The 17,316-nt window shown below is 70.0% G+C and carries 18 protein-coding genes; 10 read left to right on the forward strand and 8 right to left on the reverse strand.

The genetic code is table 11. The features are described 5' to 3' along the window. The first annotated feature begins 264 nt into the window (after positions 1-264). The 5 genes from ACFZBB_RS01705 (at position 265) to ACFZBB_RS01725 (ending at position 5,891) form a co-directional block, all read left to right on the forward strand. Positions 265-1,107 carry a Scr1 family TA system antitoxin-like transcriptional regulator gene (locus tag ACFZBB_RS01705; protein ID WP_391116735.1) on the forward strand — a complete coding sequence of 281 codons (843 nt, stop codon included), beginning with the start codon at positions 265-267 and terminating at the stop codon, positions 1,105-1,107. Positions 1,108-1,115: 8 nt separating this feature from the next. After that, positions 1,116-1,307, forward strand: coding sequence for a hypothetical protein (locus tag ACFZBB_RS01710; protein WP_391116737.1), 192 nt, complete (start codon positions 1,116-1,118; stop codon positions 1,305-1,307). A 154-nt stretch (positions 1,308-1,461) separates the two neighbouring features. Further along, complete coding sequence (locus ACFZBB_RS01715; RefSeq protein WP_391116739.1) at positions 1,462-2,112, forward strand: hypothetical protein; 651 nt, start codon at positions 1,462-1,464, stop codon at positions 2,110-2,112. Positions 2,113-2,337: 225 nt separating this feature from the next. Next, on the forward strand, positions 2,338-4,947 hold the full coding sequence (locus tag ACFZBB_RS01720; RefSeq protein WP_391116741.1) for a tol-pal system YbgF family protein: 2,610 nt from the start codon (positions 2,338-2,340) through the stop codon (positions 4,945-4,947). Further along, positions 4,944-5,891 carry a Gfo/Idh/MocA family oxidoreductase gene (locus ACFZBB_RS01725; protein WP_391116743.1) on the forward strand — a complete coding sequence of 316 codons (948 nt, stop codon included), beginning with the start codon at positions 4,944-4,946 and terminating at the stop codon, positions 5,889-5,891. The genes ACFZBB_RS01720 and ACFZBB_RS01725 overlap by 4 nt, the downstream gene beginning before the upstream one ends. A 140-nt stretch (positions 5,892-6,031) precedes the next feature. Here ACFZBB_RS01725 and ACFZBB_RS01730 read toward each other — a convergent pair whose 3' ends face one another. Then, positions 6,032-6,847 carry a transglycosylase SLT domain-containing protein gene (locus tag ACFZBB_RS01730; RefSeq protein ID WP_391116745.1) on the reverse strand — a complete coding sequence of 272 codons (816 nt, stop codon included), beginning with the start codon at positions 6,845-6,847 and terminating at the stop codon, positions 6,032-6,034. A 300-nt stretch (positions 6,848-7,147) separates the two neighbouring features. Continuing rightward, positions 7,148-8,623 carry a DHA2 family efflux MFS transporter permease subunit gene (locus ACFZBB_RS01735; RefSeq protein ID WP_391116747.1) on the reverse strand — a complete coding sequence of 492 codons (1,476 nt, stop codon included), beginning with the start codon at positions 8,621-8,623 and terminating at the stop codon, positions 7,148-7,150. Between the two features lie 177 nt (positions 8,624-8,800). On the opposite strand from ACFZBB_RS01735, the gene ACFZBB_RS01740 reads away from it, so the two are divergent. Continuing rightward, on the forward strand, positions 8,801-9,844 hold the full coding sequence (locus ACFZBB_RS01740; protein ID WP_391116749.1) for an AsnC family transcriptional regulator: 1,044 nt from the start codon (positions 8,801-8,803) through the stop codon (positions 9,842-9,844). A 46-nt stretch (positions 9,845-9,890) separates the two neighbouring features. On the opposite strand, the gene era is transcribed toward ACFZBB_RS01740, so the two are convergent. After that, the gene (gene era, locus ACFZBB_RS01745) at positions 9,891-10,832 is read right to left on the reverse strand and encodes a GTPase Era (protein ID WP_355344525.1); all 942 of its coding nucleotides are present in this window, start codon (positions 10,830-10,832) and stop codon (positions 9,891-9,893) included. 212 nt (positions 10,833-11,044) lie between these two features. On the opposite strand from era, the gene ACFZBB_RS01750 reads away from it, so the two are divergent. Continuing rightward, positions 11,045-12,370, forward strand: a complete 1,326-nt coding sequence (locus ACFZBB_RS01750) for an ammonium transporter (RefSeq protein WP_391116751.1) — start codon at positions 11,045-11,047, stop codon at positions 12,368-12,370. After that, positions 12,367-12,705, forward strand: coding sequence for a P-II family nitrogen regulator (locus tag ACFZBB_RS01755; protein ID WP_355344523.1), 339 nt, complete (start codon positions 12,367-12,369; stop codon positions 12,703-12,705). The genes ACFZBB_RS01750 and ACFZBB_RS01755 overlap by 4 nt, the downstream gene beginning before the upstream one ends. A 21-nt stretch (positions 12,706-12,726) precedes the next feature. Here the strand turns inward: ACFZBB_RS01755 and ACFZBB_RS01760 are convergent, their stop codons facing one another. Beyond that, a complete protein-coding gene (locus ACFZBB_RS01760) occupies positions 12,727-13,077 on the reverse strand; it encodes a cytidine deaminase (protein WP_391116753.1) in 351 nt (116 codons plus the stop codon). Between the two features lie 139 nt (positions 13,078-13,216). Between ACFZBB_RS01760 and ACFZBB_RS01765 the strand changes: the two genes are divergently transcribed. Beyond that, on the forward strand, positions 13,217-13,411 hold the full coding sequence (locus tag ACFZBB_RS01765) for a hypothetical protein (RefSeq protein WP_355344517.1): 195 nt from the start codon (positions 13,217-13,219) through the stop codon (positions 13,409-13,411). Positions 13,412-13,604: 193 nt separating this feature from the next. Here ACFZBB_RS01765 and ACFZBB_RS01770 read toward each other — a convergent pair whose 3' ends face one another. Both ACFZBB_RS01770 and ACFZBB_RS01775 read right to left on the reverse strand, forming a co-directional pair. Continuing rightward, on the reverse strand, positions 13,605-13,973 hold the full coding sequence (locus ACFZBB_RS01770) for a hypothetical protein (RefSeq protein ID WP_391117484.1): 369 nt from the start codon (positions 13,971-13,973) through the stop codon (positions 13,605-13,607). Positions 13,974-14,072: 99 nt separating this feature from the next. Then, positions 14,073-14,426, reverse strand: a complete 354-nt coding sequence (locus tag ACFZBB_RS01775; RefSeq protein ID WP_391116755.1) for a nuclear transport factor 2 family protein — start codon at positions 14,424-14,426, stop codon at positions 14,073-14,075. A 107-nt stretch (positions 14,427-14,533) separates the two neighbouring features. Here ACFZBB_RS01775 and ACFZBB_RS01780 point away from each other — a divergent pair, with 107 nt between their 5' ends. Continuing rightward, positions 14,534-15,430, forward strand: coding sequence for a LysR substrate-binding domain-containing protein (locus ACFZBB_RS01780; RefSeq protein WP_391116757.1), 897 nt, complete (start codon positions 14,534-14,536; stop codon positions 15,428-15,430). Positions 15,431-15,496: 66 nt separating this feature from the next. On the opposite strand, the gene ACFZBB_RS01785 is transcribed toward ACFZBB_RS01780, so the two are convergent. Together ACFZBB_RS01785 and ybeY are read right to left on the reverse strand one after the other, a co-directional pair. Continuing rightward, positions 15,497-16,789 carry a CNNM domain-containing protein gene (locus tag ACFZBB_RS01785; RefSeq protein WP_391116760.1) on the reverse strand — a complete coding sequence of 431 codons (1,293 nt, stop codon included), beginning with the start codon at positions 16,787-16,789 and terminating at the stop codon, positions 15,497-15,499. A gap of 19 nt (positions 16,790-16,808) precedes the next feature. Beyond that, complete coding sequence (gene ybeY, locus ACFZBB_RS01790; protein WP_355344834.1) at positions 16,809-17,303, reverse strand: rRNA maturation RNase YbeY; 495 nt, start codon at positions 17,301-17,303, stop codon at positions 16,809-16,811. Positions 17,304-17,316: the final 13 nt, after the last annotated feature.

The raw sequence follows: 17,316 nt of genomic DNA on the forward strand, positions 1-17,316 counted from the left end.
AGCGTTTGGGTGTTGGTGGCGAGCCGCTGAGGCCGCGCCGGTGGCCTACCGCCCTGGTCGCGGGCACACCCGTCCCAGGGCAGGCGGGCATGCTCGCGCGGTGCGCTTCCGACATTGACGCATGCGAACTACGCGCTACTTCAAGCTAGCGGCATATGCGGCGCGTCGCCACCACTTCATTGGCAAGTTGCCTCAATAGGGTTGGACCGCGATCACGGGGACACGGCAGACTGGGTTCGATCAGCCAGAAAGGACGGCACACCGATGCGCGAACCCACCGCGCGACAGCAACGGCTCGGCGCCGAGTTGCGCAAGCTCCGTATCGCGGCCGGGCAGACCACGGAATACGCGGCCCGACTGCTGGGGCTGGACCGCGCGAAGATCTCCAACATGGAGGCGGGCACGCGCGTCGCCAGCCCGGAGCGGGTACGGACACTGGCTAGCAACTACGACTGCACCGACCCCGCCTACATCGAAGCCCTCTCAGCCATGGCCGCCGAGCGTGAAACCGGCTGGTGGGAGGAGTACCGAGGCACCCTCCCACCAGGCCTCCTCGACATCGCGGAACTCGAATGGCACGCCGTACGCCTGCTCACCGGTCAAATCGTGCACCTGCCGGGGCTGCTCCACACTGAGGACTATGCCCGTGCGGTGTTCAGCGCCGGGCTTCCACCCATGTCCCGGCTGGAGATCGAACTCCGCGTGAAGCACCGACTGGAGCGGCAGCGCGTCCTCGATGCGCCGACCCCCCTCCCCTACACGGGATACGTCCACGAGGCCGCCCTTCGCATGCAGTTCGGGGGTCCCAAGGTCACGCAGACCCAACTCGACCACCTCTGCGCCGTGTCCGAGTCCGAGCACATCACGGTGCGAGTCATCCCGGTGAGCTATGGCGGCTTCCCCGGCGCGGGCCACGCCCTGCTCTACGCCGAAGGACCAGTACCGCAGCTCGACACCGTGCAACTCGACTCCGCACACGGACCCGAGTTCACTTACGCCGAAACCCAACTCGCCAAGTACCGCGCCCACCTCGACTGGATGGATGGGGCCTCGCTGAGCCCCGAGAAGTCGCGTGACTTCATCCACGCCATCGCGCGTCAACTCTAAGGAACCCCATGTCCGACATCACCTGGGAAGACCCCTTCTGTGCGGAGGGCAACAACTGCTTCCGCCTCGGCACCGACTCCGACGGGAACGCGTACATCGCCGTCGCCGGCGACGAGGACCGTTACCTCACGGACTCCATAGAGGCCCTGCGCACCCTCATCCGCGACGTCAAAGCGGGCAAGGCCGACCACTTGCTGTAATGGCCCAACGTCCTGATGACCTGGATTGCCTCGCCCTGCGGAGCAAGAGTCAGCTTGATCGGGACGGCCCATTCCCCAATCAGGTTGACTTGGCCTGGCTCCCACCAGGAACCTTGATGCGCAGATCTTGGTGAGGCAGGGGGAGCGAAGGCCCGTGGCAGTTCCGTATCCACAGACGCGCGAGTTCCAGGCGTTCAGGACCAACATCGAGTACGCCCGGAAGATGGTGGTGGCCGGGAAGAGCCTGGCCGCCTTCCAGTCGCCGCTGTTCGACATCGGGGACTTCTACCGCGCCGCGTGGGTGCAGGCAGTCAGCGCCATCGACCACTGGTTCCACGAGGAGTTGTACCGGCGGGTAGCGGAGCTGTCCGGACAGGACAGTCCTGGGATGCCGTATCAGCTCACGAAGTTCGAACTGCCTCTGGAGAAGGTCGAGGAGGTGCGGCGGGGTACGACGACCCTCGCCGACGCGGTCTCGGAACATGTGAGGGCGAAGTGGGCCAACGCCTCACTCCAGAACCCCCGCAAGATCAGTGAAGCGCTGAAGCTGGTGACCGAGGAGGACGTCTGGGCCAAGGCGGCCGTCCAGATCAACGCCTGGAACCACGGCCGTACCGCGATGACCGCCCAGAGCGTGAAGAAGCAGCACCTGACGATCACCGACCGCCGCAACAAGATCGCCCACGAGGCGGACCTCGTGGATGGCAGCCTCAAGCAGCGCCGCCCAATCACCGACGCGGACGTCACCGACGCCATTGACTGGACCGAGCGGATCGCGCTGGCCATCGCAACCGTTCTCGCCTAGGTCGGCATCCCCCTTCCGTGCTGGTGCACCCGGCGGCAACGCGCGTGCCCCACACCGGGGTTGGGTATGACTGGCCGGACGCGGCAAGAGCGGCCACCGGAACAGGGGCGGCTCCGCCCTGGCCTGAAGCGCCCTGTTCCGGGATAAACCGCGATCACGCTACGGTCTATACGGCCGGGTCCGGGCGGGTGCCGGAGGACCCTCGGACGTCGCCTGAGGAGACTGATGGCCCGCATCAACTTACGCGCCGCGTTCATGAGCGGCGTGGCCTCAACCGTGGCCGCACAGCAGGTGTTCACCAATCGGTCGGACGAGATGGCCGCGTTCACCCGATCGTTAGAGGGCTTACACGCGTCGCTCGACGCGGCGGAGATCTCACCGGTAGCGGATCGGGCGCAGGGTCGGCGGAACGTTCTGACGTTCTACGGTGTCGGCGGCATAGGGAAGACCACGCTCTCGCATGAGTTGGAGCGACGCTTTCTAGCCGACAGCGATGCCCTGTCCGTACGAGTCGACCTGTCGGAGGACGGCGCCTGCGACATCGAGAGCCTGCTGCTGAGACTGCGCGCTGGGCTCGGTCGGCTCGGAAGCCGCTGGCCAGCGTTCGATCTGGCGCTGGCATCGTACTGGGCGCGTGCTCATCCCGGTGAGTCGCTGCAGGAGTTCCTCGACTCGTCACCCGCAATCCGCCGGGCATCGCGGAGCATCGGTCTCGGCGACCAGATCACCGAGAACGTCGGTGCGGTCGTCCCGGACCTCGGCGGCTTGACCGGGCTGGCGCAGCGTGCCGCGCTGCTGACCTACCGGGCGATCCGCGACCGCGTGCGTGAGGGCCGGCTCCTGGCCGAGTGCGAGTTGTTCGCCGAACTGATCGAGGCGGACCCCGACTACGAGACACTGTCGTTCTTCCCGTACCTCCTGGCCTGGGACTTGGAACGACAACGGCGACACGCGGAGCGACCACGGATCTGCGTGTTCCTCGATACCTTCGAGGTGATCGACAGTCGTGCTGATCGCTCCGCCGCACGGTTCCTGCAGCGCTGCGTATACCTGATGCCTAACGTTCTGTTCGTTCTCACCGGCCGTAACCGAGTTGACTGGGCGGACACCGCTACGGGCGACGAACTCGACTTCACCGGAGCCGAGTGCTGGCCCAACCTGCACTTCAGCAACAACACGTTCGAGCCGCGCCAGCACCTCGTGGGCTACCTGTCGGACTCCGACGCCGACAGCTATCTGCGAGAAGCCCTCACCCGAGACGGTGACCCGGCGATGTCGATGGCGGTACGCGAGCGCATCGTCTCCGGCGGCCAAGGACTCCCGTTGTACCTGGACCTGTCTGTTTCGCACTTCGCCGAACTGCTGGCGCGGGGGCGGCAACCCGTCGTCGAAGACTTCGGCGGATCATTCACCGCGGTCGCCACACGGTCGATCAGGGATCTCCCACGCGAGGAGCGCGATCTGGTCCGTACGGCCGCGCTCATCGACCGTGTCGACGCGGAGTTGCTCCGGGCGGGACAGCCCTCGCTCCCGGACGGCCTTGTGGCGCGATTCCTGCGGCGTCCCTTCCTGACACACGACGACGCGTACGACCGTCCTTATTCGCTGCATCTCGCACTCCGCCGCGCCATCCGAGAGGCGGACCGGGCCCTGCCGGACGGCTGGTCGGACCGGGACCGTGCGGAGGTCGCCGCCCGGCTCCTGCACCGATTGGGTGAAAGGCTCGGGGAGTCCGCCGGGCGGACGGCAACCGCGCGGGCCCTCGAATCCGGCCTCAAACTCTCCGGCGAATACGGCGTCTTCGGCGACTGGATGACACGGGCCGCACAGCGACTGACAGAAGCCGGGCAGTGGATGGAACTCGGAGCCGGTCCTGCTCTGGACGAGTCCGGTACCGCCGAATTCCGTGCGATCCGTGCCGCCATACAGGGAGTACGACTCCGCAGGACCGGCCACGCCCGCCAGGCCATCACCGTCCTGGACAGCGCGGCCGCCCTTGTCGCACCGGGCAGCCTCACGGCTCAGATGGTACGGCTGCATCTCGCGCACGCGCTCCGGAACCACGGCGACTACACCAGGGCAGCGGAGATCTACCGCGACCTGCTCGGCGGGGAATTCGACAGCGCCGCACGATACTGGCTGGCGGACTACGACTACCTCAACGGCCGGTTCGCCACGGCCCTGACCACGTTGGAGACGCATCCCGGCCGAGACGCCGCCGAAGAGGGTGAGCGGCTACGGCTGATCGGGCACATCTGGCGAGTGAGCGCCCGCTTCGACAAGGCCACAGAGGCATACGCGGAGGCCGTTGCCCTGGCCAGAGCTGAGGGGCTCGCCGCCGCTGAGGCGAAGGCCCTGGCCAATCTGGCACAGACGGCCTGCTGGTCGGGGAATCTGGAAACCGTGGCCGAAGCTGCTGCCCAAGGACGGGAGTTGCTCGATGTCGTGCCCAATCCGGTGGAGTTGGTCAAAATCCGGTCCGCCGAGGCCGTCTGCCACGCGATGGCGGGGGACTCCGCTGCCGCGCGAGCGGCGGTAACGCACACACGGGAACTGGCGGACGGCATCGGCTACAAAGGCGGCCACAATCTGGCTGACGTGGCACAGATCCTGATCAGCACACTGACGGGCGACGCGGTCGGCGCACGCCGTACGCGCACCGATCTTGACGAGCGCACACGCACTTCAGGCGGCAACACATACTGGGTACCCATTGTCACCACGTGGATCGAAGGGACCGAGTCGGCCGTCGCCCGACGCCCGGCGGTCGACTGGGTCGACGGCTCCGCGGCTTCCTTGGGGCGTTGGGAGCAACTCGTGAGGAGTGCACTGTGAGCGAACGCGTACGGGTCGGGCTCGTCGGTGTGGGGGTCATCGCGCAGACGCATCTCCAGGTCCTCGCCGACGACGACCGGTTCACCCTGGAGTTCACCGTCGACCCGAACCCAGGCAAGCCTGTCGACTTCCGGGGTGCGCAGCCGCCGCACTACGAGACGCTCAGTGCGGCAATGGAGAGGCATGATCCGGACCTCGCAGTGATCGCGACGCCCACCCATACCCATGGTGCGCTGGCCATCGAGGCTCTCTCCCGGTCTTCGGCCCGCGTGCTGGTCGAGAAGCCGCTCGTACACGATCTCGACTCGCTGGCCCGGCTGCGGGCTCTCGACGGCACGGTGGATGTGCGGGGCCGGGTGTTCACCGCGCACCACTTCGCCTTCTCCCCCGAGGTGCGTTGGGCGGCCGGTCAGATCACGGCACATCCCGAATGGGGTCCGGCCACCGGCGTCACGATGGCCTTCTACGACCCGTACATCCTGCTCGGGCAGCACGCCTTCGACTCGTACGGGACCAGTTGGATGGACTCAGGGGTCAACCAACTGAGCGTGCTCGCACGTCTCGTCGATCTCGGATCGCTGACGTCCGCCCAGGAGTCGGAGGGCGGTGTCAGCGCCTGGCACACCGTCTCGTACAACTCCCGAGGGACGACAGGGATGGCCCGGCTGCGCAGCGACTGGCGTACGGGGTCAAGCAGCAAGGAGACGGTCCTGACGTTCGCCGAGTCCGGTGTGGAACTGTGGATCGACCACACCGCGATGACCGGCTTCGCAGCCCTGGGCGGCGAGTTGATCGCCTCGCACGGCAACGACGGCCGGACGCCAAGGAAGATCGCGCACTACCGTCCGCTCTACGAGAGTCTCATCTCCCCGTCCCCTGACCCGGTTCTCGGATTCGCCACGAGCGTGACGATCAAAGAACTCCACCACGCGACGCCGAAGTGACCGAGTCGAGTGTCACGGATGTCATCGGCTGGACCGAGCGGATCGCGCTCGCCACGGTGCTCGGCTGAGGACGCCGGAAGGGCGGCGGGGCCGTGGGGCCTCGCCGCCCTTCCGGGGTGCGGTGGGGGTGAAGTGCGCGATCAGTACGCGGAATTCACGTTGTCCATCGAGCCGTAGCGGTCGGCCGCGTAGTTGCAGGCGGCGGTGATGTTGGCTACCGGGTCGTAGATGTCCCACGAAGTACCGGACACGTGGTAGGTCTTGAAGGTCGGGTCGATCACCTGGAGCAGACCCTTGGAGGGAATGCCGTTCCGGGCATTGATGTCCCAGTTGTTGATGGCCTTCGGGTTACCGCTGGACTCGCGGATGATGTTCTTGTGAATCCCGTTGTAGCTGGCGGGAATTCCCTTGGAGTGCAGGATGTCCAGCGACTGCTTGATCCAGCCGTCGAGGTTGTTCGAGTAGGACTTGGCGGCGGCCTTCACGGGCGTGGCGGCGGCGGCCTTCTTCGGCGCGGCGACGGGGGCGCGCTTGGTCGAGCGGTTCGCGGCGGACTTCTGCTTCGCGCGGTCGGCGGCGTCGGCCGCGGCCTTCTTCTTGGCCGCCTCGGCGTCCGCCTTCTTCTTCGCGGCGTCGGCCTGCTTGGCGGCCTCGGCCTTCTTCGCCGCGTTGGCCTGGTCGGTCTTCTTCTGCGCGGCGTCCCTGATGGACTTCTGCGACGCGAGGCCGGTCTGCGCGTTCAGGTCCTTGACCTGCGTACCGGTGGAGACCGAGAACCCGGCCGGGTTGCTCGCCGCGGTCGCCGAACCGGCACCTGCGGTCGCTTCCAGACCGGTCACGGTCAGCACGACCGCAGCAGCCGCGACAGCGCCGGCGGCCGTGATCTTGTGCTTCTTCGGCAGCCGGTTGAACGCGGTGAACGTAGGGAGCTTCTTCGGGATCGTGGGGAGCTGCATTCGGGAATTACCTCTTCCTCCGTAGCGGACCAGTGAATTGTTAGAGGCGGGCAATTCAGAGGTCAAAGACCCCGTCTACGGATTGCATTCGTAGACGGGGTCGGGAGGAGGCGTTTTCCCGTCAATACGGGAGGCGCGGCGTACTAAGCGGCTTCGTATGTGACCTGCGCCCTATCGAGGGGATCACAAAGGGGTGCCCCCTCTGTCGCGGTGCGTGAAAGAGGGGGCACTTTGTGTGTCTGCCATATGTGGCGCCGGTCACTCAAAAGCGGGTGAATCGGATGAAGCGGTCGGTGGCCGTCATTTCAGGCCGGTTGTGGCCTCCTCCACCGTGCTGACCTGCGACTTCCCCTCAGCCTCGACCGAGGCGTCACCGACAGCGGCCGGAGCGGGAGCAGAGACGGCAGCGGCGGGGCGGAGCGTGGCCAGGACGACCACGGCTCCGGCCAGAGCGGCGACCGCCGCGTAAAGGGAAATGCGGTCCAGGCCCGAGGCGTATCCGGCCCGCAGCGAGCCGCCGCCCGCGGTCGTATCGCGCAGCCGCGAGGTGAAGACGGCGCCGAAGACCGCGATGCCGAGCGTCATTCCGAGCTGGCGGAAGGTGTTGACGGCGGCGCCCGCCATGCCCGCGCGCTGCGGGGGCACGGCCTCCACGGCGGCCGAGACCAGGACCGGGGTGGCCAGCCCCGCGCCCACGCCGACGATCGCCAGGCCCGCGAAGAGGGCGGACTGCCCGGACGAGGCGTGCACGGACAGGCACAGCACCGCGCAGCCCGCCGCGATCAGGACGAGACCGCCGGCGATCGGCAGCCGGGGCGCGACGCGGTGCATGTGCCGGCCCGCGACGGCGGCGGCCAGGAAGGACGCCCCGGCCAGCGGCATCAGGGCCAGACCGCCGCGGATCGGGCTGAGGCCGAGGACGTTCTGGAGCCACAGCGAGAGGTAGACCAGGCCGCTGAAGGCCGCCGCCTGGTAGAGCAGGGCGCCGCCGAGCAGGCCGGAGAAGCTGGCGCGGCGCAGCAGCGCCAGGTCGAGCATGGGATGCGCGGACCTGGCCTCGGCGACGACGAAGCCGACGACGGCCAGGGCGGCGACCGCGAAGGCGGTCAGGGTCAGCGCCTCGGTCCAGCCGTGCTCGCCGCCGCGGATCAGCGCGTACGTGAGCGAGGCCGCGGCGAGGGTGAAGGCGGCGGCGCCCGGCAGGTCCAGGCGTCCGGCGCCGCGCCGCCCGGCGGGCAGCACCTTCAGGGTGAGGGCGACGGCGACGACCGCGATCGGCAGGTTGACCAGGAAGATCGCCTGCCAGCCGAAGCCCTGGGTGAGCAGGCCGCCGAGGATGGGCCCGGCAGCGGCAGCGGCGCCGTTGACCGCGCCCCAGACGCCGAAGGCGGTGCCGCGGTCGCGGCCGTGGTAGGTCGCGGACACCAGCGCGGCCGAGGTGGCGAACATCGCGGCGCCGCCCACGCCCTGCACGGCCCGCGCGGTGATCAGCGCGGCGGTGTTCGGCGACAGGGCCGCCGCCAGCGAGGCGAGGGCGAAGACGACGAGCCCGGCCGCGTAGATCCGCCGGTGTCCGAAGAGGTCGGCGAGCGAGCCCGCCACCATCAGCAGGGCGGCGAGGGCGAGCGCGTAGATGTCCATCACCCACTGCAAGGAGGTGAAGGACGCGTCGAGGTCGGACGCCATGCTCGGCAGGGCGACGTTCACGATGGTGACGTCGACCAGCAGGATGAAGGCGCCCAGGCAGATCGCCACGAGGGGCAGCCATTTGCGCATGGGTGGAACTCCGTTCGGGAGCGGACCTCGCGGGCCTGGCGGACCTCATGGGGTCCGCGAGTCCGGCGGATCGTGCGGATCGTGGGGTGCAGCGGTTCCCACGATCCGTGACGGCCGGTCCGCGCCACAGTCAGCGACGCCTTGGCGGTGGAATCCGACATCCTCTAGCCTTGGCCGATGGAATCCGACACGACATGGGACATGCTGGAGGGACTCGACGAGCTGGACCACCGGGTCGTGCACGCCCTCCAGATCGACGGCCGGGCGCCGTTCCGCCGGATCGGCGAGGTGCTCGGCGTCTCCGACCAGACCGTGGCCCGCCGCTACGGCCGGCTCCGCACCAGCGGACTGCTGCGGGTGGTGGGCCTGACCGACCCGCACCGGATCGGTGTGACGCCGTGGTTCGTACGGGTGCGCTGCACGCCGGACGCGGCGGCCTCGGTCAGCGAGGCGCTGGCCCGGCGTACGGACACCCGCTGGGTCAGCCTCATCTCGGGCGGCACCGAGATCTTCTGCCTGGTGCAGGCCGCGCTCCCCCAGGGGGACGACTCGCTGCTGCTCCAGAAGCTGCCGCGCACACCGCGCGTGGTGCAGGTGACCGCGCAGGCGATGCTGCACGTCTTCTTCGGGCAGGATCTGAGCCCGGTGACCAAGGCGGGCTGGCTGAGCGCGGACGAGGCGCGGGCGCTGGTCGTGGCGGACGCGCAGGCCCCGGCCCCGGAGAGCACGGCGCCGTATCCGCTGGCCCCCGACGACCAGCCGCTGCTCGACGCGCTCGCGGTGGACGGCCGGACGCCCGCCGCCGAACTGGCCGAGGTCACCGGCTGGTCGCAGACGACGGTACGGCGGCGCATGTCGGAGCTGCGGGCGGCCGGGGTCCTCTACTACGACCTGGACTTCGACCGGCGCGCGCTCCAGCCCGCACTGCGGACGGGGCTGTGGCTGGAGGTCGAGCCCGCCCGTCTGGCCGAGGTGGGGGCGGCGCTCGCCGGCCACCACGAGATCGCCTTCGCGGCGGCGACCACCGGCACGGCCAACGTCTACGCCTCCGTGAACTGCCAGGACGCCAGCGCGCTCTACCGCTATCTGACCGGGCCCGTCGCCGAGCTGCCCGGCATCCGGCGCACCGAGACCTCGCCCCTGCACCGCACGATCAAGGGCGCGAGCCCCCTGCCCGCCCCCAGCGCCCGGACCCGCCTGGCAGACGCCGACCGCACCTGACCGCCGCGGGCGGCGTACCGTCGGCGAACCGCGATCCGGCCGCGGGTCAGAAGCCGAGCTTGCGGAGCTGCTTCGGGTCGCGCTGCCAGTCCTTGGCGACCTTCACGTGGAGGTCGAGGAAGACCGGGGTGCCCAGCAGGGCCTCGATCTGGGTGCGGGACTTCATGCCGACCTCCTTCAGGCGGGCGCCCTTGGGGCCGATGATGATGCCCTTCTGGCTGGGCCGCTCGATGTAGAGGTTGGCGTGGATGTCGAGCAGCGGCCGGTTCTCGGGGCGGCCCTCGCGCGGCAGCATCTCCTCGACGACGACCGCGATGGAGTGCGGCAGTTCGTCGCGTACCCCTTCGAGCGCGGCCTCGCGGATCAGCTCGGCGACCATGACCTGCTCGGGCTCGTCGGTGAGGTCGCCCTCGGGGTAGAGCAGCGGGCCCTCGGGCAGCAGCGGCACCAGCAGGTCGGCCAGCAGCTCGACCTGGTCGCCGCCGGTCGCGGAGACCGGCACGATCTCGGCCCACTCGATGCCGATGTCGCGGCCGAGCTTGTCCACGGCGAGCAGCTGCTCGCGCAGCGTCTGTCCGTCGACCAGGTCGGTCTTGGTGACGATGGCGACCTTCGGCGTCTTCTTGATCCCGGCCAGCTCGCGCGCGATGAAGGTGTCGCCGGGGCCGAGCTTCTGGTCGGCGGGCAGGCAGAAGCCGATCACGTCGACCTCCGACCAGGTGGTGCGCACCACGTCGTTGAGCCGCTCGCCGAGCAGCGTGCGCGGCTTGTGCAGCCCCGGGGTGTCGACCAGCACGAGCTGGGCGTCCGGCCGGTGCACGATGCCGCGCACGGTGTGCCGGGTGGTCTGCGGCCGGTTGGAGGTGATCGCCACCTTCTGGCCGACCAGAGCGTTCGTGAGGGTGGACTTCCCGGCGTTGGGGCGGCCGACGAAACAGGCGAAACCGGACCGGTGCGGGGTGTCTGCGGGCTGGGTACGAGCGCTCATGCGCCCATTCTCCCCGAAGACGGGGGTGCCTGAGCCCGCCGCCGCCCGTACGGCACCCGCCGGGGCCCTTCTCCGGCGGCCCGCGGGTGACGGCACGGTGATCTGCCGGAAACCCTCGCGCAACACGAAACACGGCGGAAACACGTATGCCCACGACCGGAAATACGCGCCCGTGACGCTCTTCCCCAGCCGTCCATGGAAGGGACTCCCCCGTGCTGCTCCTGTCCGCCGGTCAACCCGCGGTCGACGCGGGCGACACCGCCTGGCTGCTGGCCGCCACCGCGCTGGTCCTGCTGATGACCCCCGGCCTCGCGCTCTTCTACGGCGGCATGGTCCGCAGCAAGAGCGTCCTCAACATGTTCATGATGAGCTTCGTGTCGATCGCGCTGGTCACCGTGGTCTGGCTGACCGCCGGTTACACCCTCGCCTTCGGCCCCGACGCGGGCGGCCTCGGCCTGATCGGCGGCCTGGACCACCTCGGGATGCACGGCATCACCCCGACGACCGTCACCGGCCATGTGCCGACCCTGCTCTTCGCCGCCTTCGAGCTCACCTTCGCGATCGTCACCGCCGCGCTGATCAGCGGCGCGGTCGCGGACCGCGCGCGGTTCGGCGCGTGGGTGGTGTTCGTCGTGGTGTGGACGCTGGCCGTATACGTACCCGTCGCGCACTGGGTGTTCGGCACCGGCGGGTGGATCGTCGGCGAACTGGGCGCGCTCGACTTCGCGGGCGGCACCGTCGTGGAAGTGTGCTCGGGCTCCTCCGGGCTCGCGCTGGCGATCGTGCTCGGGCCCCGGCTCGGCTTCCGCAAGGACTCGATGCGCCCGCACAATCTGCCGTTGGTGCTGCTCGGCGCGGGTCTGCTCTGGTTCGGCTGGTTCGGCTTCAACGCCGGGTCCGCGCTCGGCGCCAACGGCCTGGCCGCCGCCGCCTTCGTCAACACCCAGGCGGCGGGCTGCGCCGGGCTGCTCGGCTGGCTGCTGGTCGAGAAGCGCAGGGACGGGCACGCCACCACCCTGGGCGCCGCGTCCGGCGCGGTCGCCGGTCTCGTCGCCATCACCCCGTCCTGCGGCAGTGTCGACATGGTGGGCGCGCTGGTCGTCGGACTCTGCGCCGGGGTGCTCTGCTCGTACGCCGTGAGCTGGAAGTTCCGCTGGGGCGTGGACGATTCGCTCGACGTGGTCGGCGTCCACCTCGTCGGCGGCGTGGTCGGCACCCTGCTCATCGGCCTGCTCGCCACCGCCACCATGACCGGCGGCCCCGAGGGCCTGCTGTACGGCGGCGGCCTCGGCCAGCTCGGCAAACAGGCCGTCGCGGTCGCGGCGGTCGGGGCGTACGCCTTCGCCGTGACGTACGGCATCGGGCGGGCGATCGACCGGCTGATGGGCTTCCGGGCGAGCGAGGAGGAAGAACGGACCGGCCTCGACCTGACCGTGCACGCCGAGACCGCCTACGATCACGGCGTACTGACGCACGGCACGTCGCTCCCCGCGCACAAGGCCGCTGCTCACGTCCCGGACAGGAGCACCCTCGGATGAAGCTGGTCACCGCGGTCATCAAGCCGTTCAAACTGGACGACGTGAAGACCGCACTCCAGGAGATGGGCGTGCACGGCCTCACCGTCACCGAGGCCAGCGGCTACGGGCGCCAGCGCGGCCACACCGAGGTCTACCGCGGCGCCGAGTACCGGGTCGACCTCGTCCCCAAGGCCCGCGTGGAGGTGCTGGTCGAGGACGCCGACGTCGAGGCCGTCATCGAGACGCTCGTGGCCGCCGCCCGCACCGGCAAGATCGGTGACGGCAAGGTGTGGGCGGTGCCGGTCGAGACGGCCGTACGCGTCAGGACCGGGGAGCGCGGACCCGACGCGCTCTAGGGTGCGTCCCGCCGGACGGGCCTAGCCCGCGGTGACCGTGCTCCGGACCGTACCGTCCGGGGCCGCGAGGATCACCGGCGTGGCCGGGCCGCCCAGGTCCCCGACGACGGCGCGGTCCCGGTCCGCGGCGGCGGTCTCCGCCGTGACCACGACGGCCGCCTCCAGCGAGGTCGCCCCGCTCGCCACCGCCATCGCCACCGCCGTCTGGAGCGCGCTGAGATTCAGCGACGCCAGCGCCACGGGGCCCGCCACATAGGTCCGGCCCATCTCGTCCCGTACCGCCGCGCCTTCCGACGCGCCGTTACGGGCACGGACCGACCGGGCCAACGTGATGAGTTTCTGGTCTTCCGGGTCCACGGTCGCATCGCTCATGCGCCGACCTTATCCGCCGCCCCGGACGCGCCTTCGCGGAGGTGGACCCCGGTGTCGTCACCCTGGGTGGCCGAAGATGCGCGGACAGCGAACCACGCTTAGCGTGGGTCGTGCAGTCCTCCTCGTCTGAGGTGATTCGATGCTTCTGCACCTGCCCTTCGTCATCGTCCTCGCCGTCGCGGCCTTCTTCCTGAAGCGGAAGGGCTCGATGAAGGCGACCCACGCTCTTGTCTGCGGTGCCTTCGGGTTCTATCTGGCGGACACGAGCCTGGCCACGTCGATCCAGGCGGCCAGCGCCAACCTGGTCTCGATGATCGGCACCTTCGGCACCTGAGGGCCCGAGGCCCTGATGCCCCGATGCCCCGATGCCCCGGACCCGTCCGAGGGAGCCGCGGGCCCGAGAATCCGCAGGCCCCCGCGGTCAGCTCGCCCGTTCGTCCACCGAGCGGACGACCCGCGCCGCTGCTCCGGTGACGCCAGCCACTGGAGCTTGGCGGCGGTGTCGGTGCCCGGCAGCGGATTGTGCATCACGAGGGTGAGGCGGGGCGGGCCGGGATGCGCAGTTGGGTGCTCTCGAAATGGAGGGCGCCCACGAGCGGGTGGCTCAGCTCCTTGATGAGCTGACCGCTGGGCTGGACGTCGCCGACCGCCCACAGCTCGGCGAATTCCGGGCTGACCGCCGCCAGTTCGGAGACGATCCGGTGGAAGCCCTCGTCGTCCGGGTACTCCGAGGCGGCGGCGCGGTACTGGGCGACGATGGTCGCCGCCAGCGTCGCGTGCCGGTCGGCGCGGTCCCGGTGGACGGGGTCGGTGAAGAAGCTGACCAGGCAGTTGGTGTCCCGCGCGGTGAAGGCGAAGGTCTGCCGAGCCGCTCGTTGAACGCCAGGATGTTCCAGTAGGCGTCCATGAGGGGCGACGCGCGGCCGGTCGTACGGTCCGGGGGCCGGGTTCCGGGGGGGGCGGGAGCCCCGGAACCGCTTGCCCGGGCCCCGGGCTCAGCTCTCCGGGCGGTCCAGGACGCGCAGCCAGCGGCCGTCCGGCTGGCGGCGGGCGACCTGGACCCGGCCGCCGGTGCCGTCCTTCGGGCGGGTGGAGGTCAGCGCGAGGTCACCGCTGATCAGGGTGGGCAGCGGCTCCTCGACCTCGAAGACCGGCTTGGCGGCCAGCAGCCCCGTGTACAGCTCGCGCAGCGCCGCCGTGCCCCGCGACGGGCGGTCGATCGGGAAGGCGACCACCGCGTCCGGTTCGAAGAGCTCCAGAATCCCTTCCAGGTCACCGGAGTTGACCCGCTCCACGAACAGCCGGGCGATGTCCTCCGGGTGGGTGGCGTAAGCGCGGTTCTCGGTCATGGTGTGGCGCTCCCTCGTGTGTACCTCGGTTCCCCCGCTGTCCATTCTCGACGGCCCCCGTCCATAAGTCCAAGATCTGGATCTTCTGCGAGCTAGCATGTCCGGTTATGGAACTGCGGCAGCTCGAATACTTCGTGACGGTGGCCGACGAGGCGGGATTCACCCGGGCGGCGACCGCCTTGCACGTGGCGCAGCCGGGGATCAGCGCGCAGGTCAGACAGCTCGAACGGGAGCTGGGGCAAACGCTGTTCGACCGCTCGGGCCGTACCGTGCGGCTCACCGAGGCCGGGCGCGCGGTGCTGCCGTACGCGCGGGCCGCGCTCGCCGCCGTCGCCGGGGCGCGGCTGGCGGCGCAGGAGCTGACCGGGTTGGTACGCGGCCGGGTCGCGATCGGCACCGTCACCTCGCTGGGCGCCGACATGGACGTGCCGGGGATGCTCGCCGGTTTCCACGACGCGTATCCGGGGGTGGAGATCACGCTCGGCGAGGACACCTCGGACCGGCTGCTGGCCGGGCTGCGCGACGGGCGCTACGACCTGGCCTTCGCCGGGCTCGCCGGTGAACCGCCCGAGGGTATCGGGACGCAGACGGTCATCGACGACGCGCTGGTGGCGGCCGTCGCGCCCGGCGACCCGCTGGCCGGGCGCCGGACCATGCCCGTCAAGGCGCTCGACGGGCGGCCTCTGATCGTCCTGCCCACCGGCACCGGGCTGCGGACCGCCGTCGACACCGCGTGCGCGGCGGCGGGCTTCACGCCCCGGATCGCCTTCGAGGCGGGCGACCCGGAAGTCCTCGCCGCCCTCGCGGAGCGCGGCCTCGGCGTCGCGCTCCTCCCGGCCGGTCTCGCCGCCTCACGCCCCGGCCTGCGCGTCCTGCCGCTGACCCGGCCCGAGGTCCGCTCCAAGCTGGCGCTGGCCTGGCGGGAGCACGCGGGCGCGTCCCCGGCCGCCAAGGCGTTCCTCGCCCACGCCCGCCGCTTCCTCGCCGAGCGCACCCACCCCTGACGGGCCGACCCGTTCTCAGGAGGCCGGGGTTCTCAGGAGGCCGGGGTTCTCAGGAGGCCGGGGTTCTCAGGAGGCCGGGACCTCCGCGACCGGGTCGACCCGGACGGTGTGGATACGGTTGCGGCGGCCCGCGGGCGTCTCGGCCGTCAGCCGCAGCGCGGCCGTTCCGCGGTCGCCCGACCCGTCCTCCGGCAGCGGCACCACCGTGGTGGCACCGGGGATCGGGACCCGGCCGAGGGACTTGGCGAGCAGCCCGCCCACGGTCTCGACGTCGTCGTCGTCGAGTTCCACCCCGTACAGGTCACCGAGGTCGCCGATGTCCAGGCGAGCCGTGACGCGGTACGAGCCCTCGCCCAACTCCTCGACCGGGGGCGTCTCGCGGTCGTACTCGTCGGTGATCTCGCCGACGATCTCCTCCAGGATGTCCTCGATGGTGACGATCCCGGCGGTCCCGCCGTACTCGTCGATCACCACGGCCACGTGGTTGCGCTCCTGCTGCATCTCGCGCAGCAGGTCCCCGGCGTTCTTGGTGTCGGGCACGAAGGACGCGGGCCTGATCAGCGTCGAGACCGGCTCGGACTCCGACTCCCGGTTGATGTGCACCCGGCGCGCCAGGTCCTTGAGGTAGACGAAGCCGACGACGTCGTCCTCGCTCTCCCCGGTCACCGGGATACGGGAGAAGCCGCTGCGCAGCGCCAGCGTCATGGCCTGACGGATCGTCTTGAACCGTTCGATCATGACCAGTTCGGGCCGCGGCACCATCACCTCGCGGACGATGGTGTCGCCCAGTTCGAAGACCGAGTGCACCATCCGGCGCTCCTCGTCCTCGATCAGCGACTCGGACTCCGCGAGGTCCACCATCGCGCGCAGCTCGGCCTCGCTCGCGAACGGGCCGCGCTTGAAGCCCTTGCCGGGCGTCAGCGCGTTGCCCAGCAGGATCAGCAGCCCCGGCACCGGGCCCATGACGCGGGCCAGCGGCAGCAGGACGTACGAGGCGGCGGTCGCGGTGTTCATCGGGTGCTGGCGGCCGATGGTGCGCGGCGAGACGCCGACGGCCACGTACGACACGAGCACCATGACGCCGATCGCGACGGCGAGGACTTCCCAGGTGCTGTCGAAGTGCCGGTCGCACACGACGGTGATCAGGACGGCCGCGGCCGTCTCGCAGCCGACCCGCAGCAGCAGGGCGACATTGAGGTAGCGGGTCGGGTCGGAGGCCACGGCCAGCAGATTGGCGGCGCCCTTGCGGCCGGAACGCAGCGCGTCCTCGGCGCGGAACCGGGACACGCGGGCGATGGCGGTCTCGGCGCAGGCGGCGAGCCAGGCGACGACGACCAGGACAACAGCGGAGACGATCATGCGGAAGTCACCGTCGGCGTCAGTGGGTGGTGGGCGCGGGCGACGGACCCTCGGCCCCTTGCTCGTCGCGCCAGCCGTCCAGAATGGCCTTCTGCAGACCGAACATCTCGGCCTTCTCGTCGGCTTCCTCGTGGTCGTAGCCCAGCAGGTGGAGGACGCCGTGGACGGTGAGCAGTTGCAGCTCCTCGTCCATGGAGTGCTTCGTCGGCGCCTCCTCCGCCTGCTTCTTGGCGACCTCGGGGCAGAGCACGATGTCGCCGAGCAGCCCCTGCGACGGCTCCTCGTCCTCTTTCCCCGGACGCAGCTCGTCCATCGGGAAGGACATGACATCCGTCGGCCCCGGCAGGTCCATCCACTGCATGTGGAGTTGCTCCATGGCGTCGGCGTCCACCACGATCACCGACAGTTCGGAGAGCGGGTGGATTCGCATGCGCTGAAGGGCGTAGCGGGCGGCGTCCAGGACCGCCCGCTCGTCGATCTCCCAGCCGGACTCGTTGTTGACGTCGATCGCCATGATGGTGAAGTGG

Source organism: Streptomyces sp. NPDC008139, assembly GCF_042957025.1.
Lineage (GTDB): Bacteria > Actinomycetota > Actinomycetes > Streptomycetales > Streptomycetaceae > Actinacidiphila.

Excerpts from the sequence above, each read along its gene's own strand:
- ACFZBB_RS01705 (WP_391116735.1), top strand. The coding sequence starts at position 265 with ATGCGCGAACCCACCGCGCGACAGCAACGGCTCGGCGCCGAGTTGCGC.
- ACFZBB_RS01710 (WP_391116737.1), top strand. The coding sequence starts at position 1,116 with ATGTCCGACATCACCTGGGAAGACCCCTTCTGTGCGGAGGGCAACAAC.
- ACFZBB_RS01720 (WP_391116741.1), top strand. The coding sequence starts at position 2,338 with ATGGCCCGCATCAACTTACGCGCCGCGTTCATGAGCGGCGTGGCCTCA.
- ACFZBB_RS01730 (WP_391116745.1), bottom strand. The coding sequence starts at position 6,847 with ATGCAGCTCCCCACGATCCCGAAGAAGCTCCCTACGTTCACCGCGTTC.
- ACFZBB_RS01735 (WP_391116747.1), bottom strand. The coding sequence starts at position 8,623 with ATGCGCAAATGGCTGCCCCTCGTGGCGATCTGCCTGGGCGCCTTCATC.
- ACFZBB_RS01740 (WP_391116749.1), top strand. The coding sequence starts at position 8,801 with ATGGAATCCGACACGACATGGGACATGCTGGAGGGACTCGACGAGCTG.
- era (WP_355344525.1), bottom strand. The coding sequence starts at position 10,832 with ATGAGCGCTCGTACCCAGCCCGCAGACACCCCGCACCGGTCCGGTTTC.
- ACFZBB_RS01755 (WP_355344523.1), top strand. The coding sequence starts at position 12,367 with ATGAAGCTGGTCACCGCGGTCATCAAGCCGTTCAAACTGGACGACGTG.
- ACFZBB_RS01760 (WP_391116753.1), bottom strand. The coding sequence starts at position 13,077 with ATGAGCGATGCGACCGTGGACCCGGAAGACCAGAAACTCATCACGTTG.
- ACFZBB_RS01765 (WP_355344517.1), top strand. The coding sequence starts at position 13,217 with ATGCTTCTGCACCTGCCCTTCGTCATCGTCCTCGCCGTCGCGGCCTTC.
- ACFZBB_RS01775 (WP_391116755.1), bottom strand. The coding sequence starts at position 14,426 with ATGACCGAGAACCGCGCTTACGCCACCCACCCGGAGGACATCGCCCGG.
- ACFZBB_RS01780 (WP_391116757.1), top strand. The coding sequence starts at position 14,534 with ATGGAACTGCGGCAGCTCGAATACTTCGTGACGGTGGCCGACGAGGCG.
- ACFZBB_RS01785 (WP_391116760.1), bottom strand. The coding sequence starts at position 16,789 with ATGATCGTCTCCGCTGTTGTCCTGGTCGTCGTCGCCTGGCTCGCCGCC.
- ybeY (WP_355344834.1), bottom strand. The coding sequence starts at position 17,303 with ATGGCGATCGACGTCAACAACGAGTCCGGCTGGGAGATCGACGAGCGG.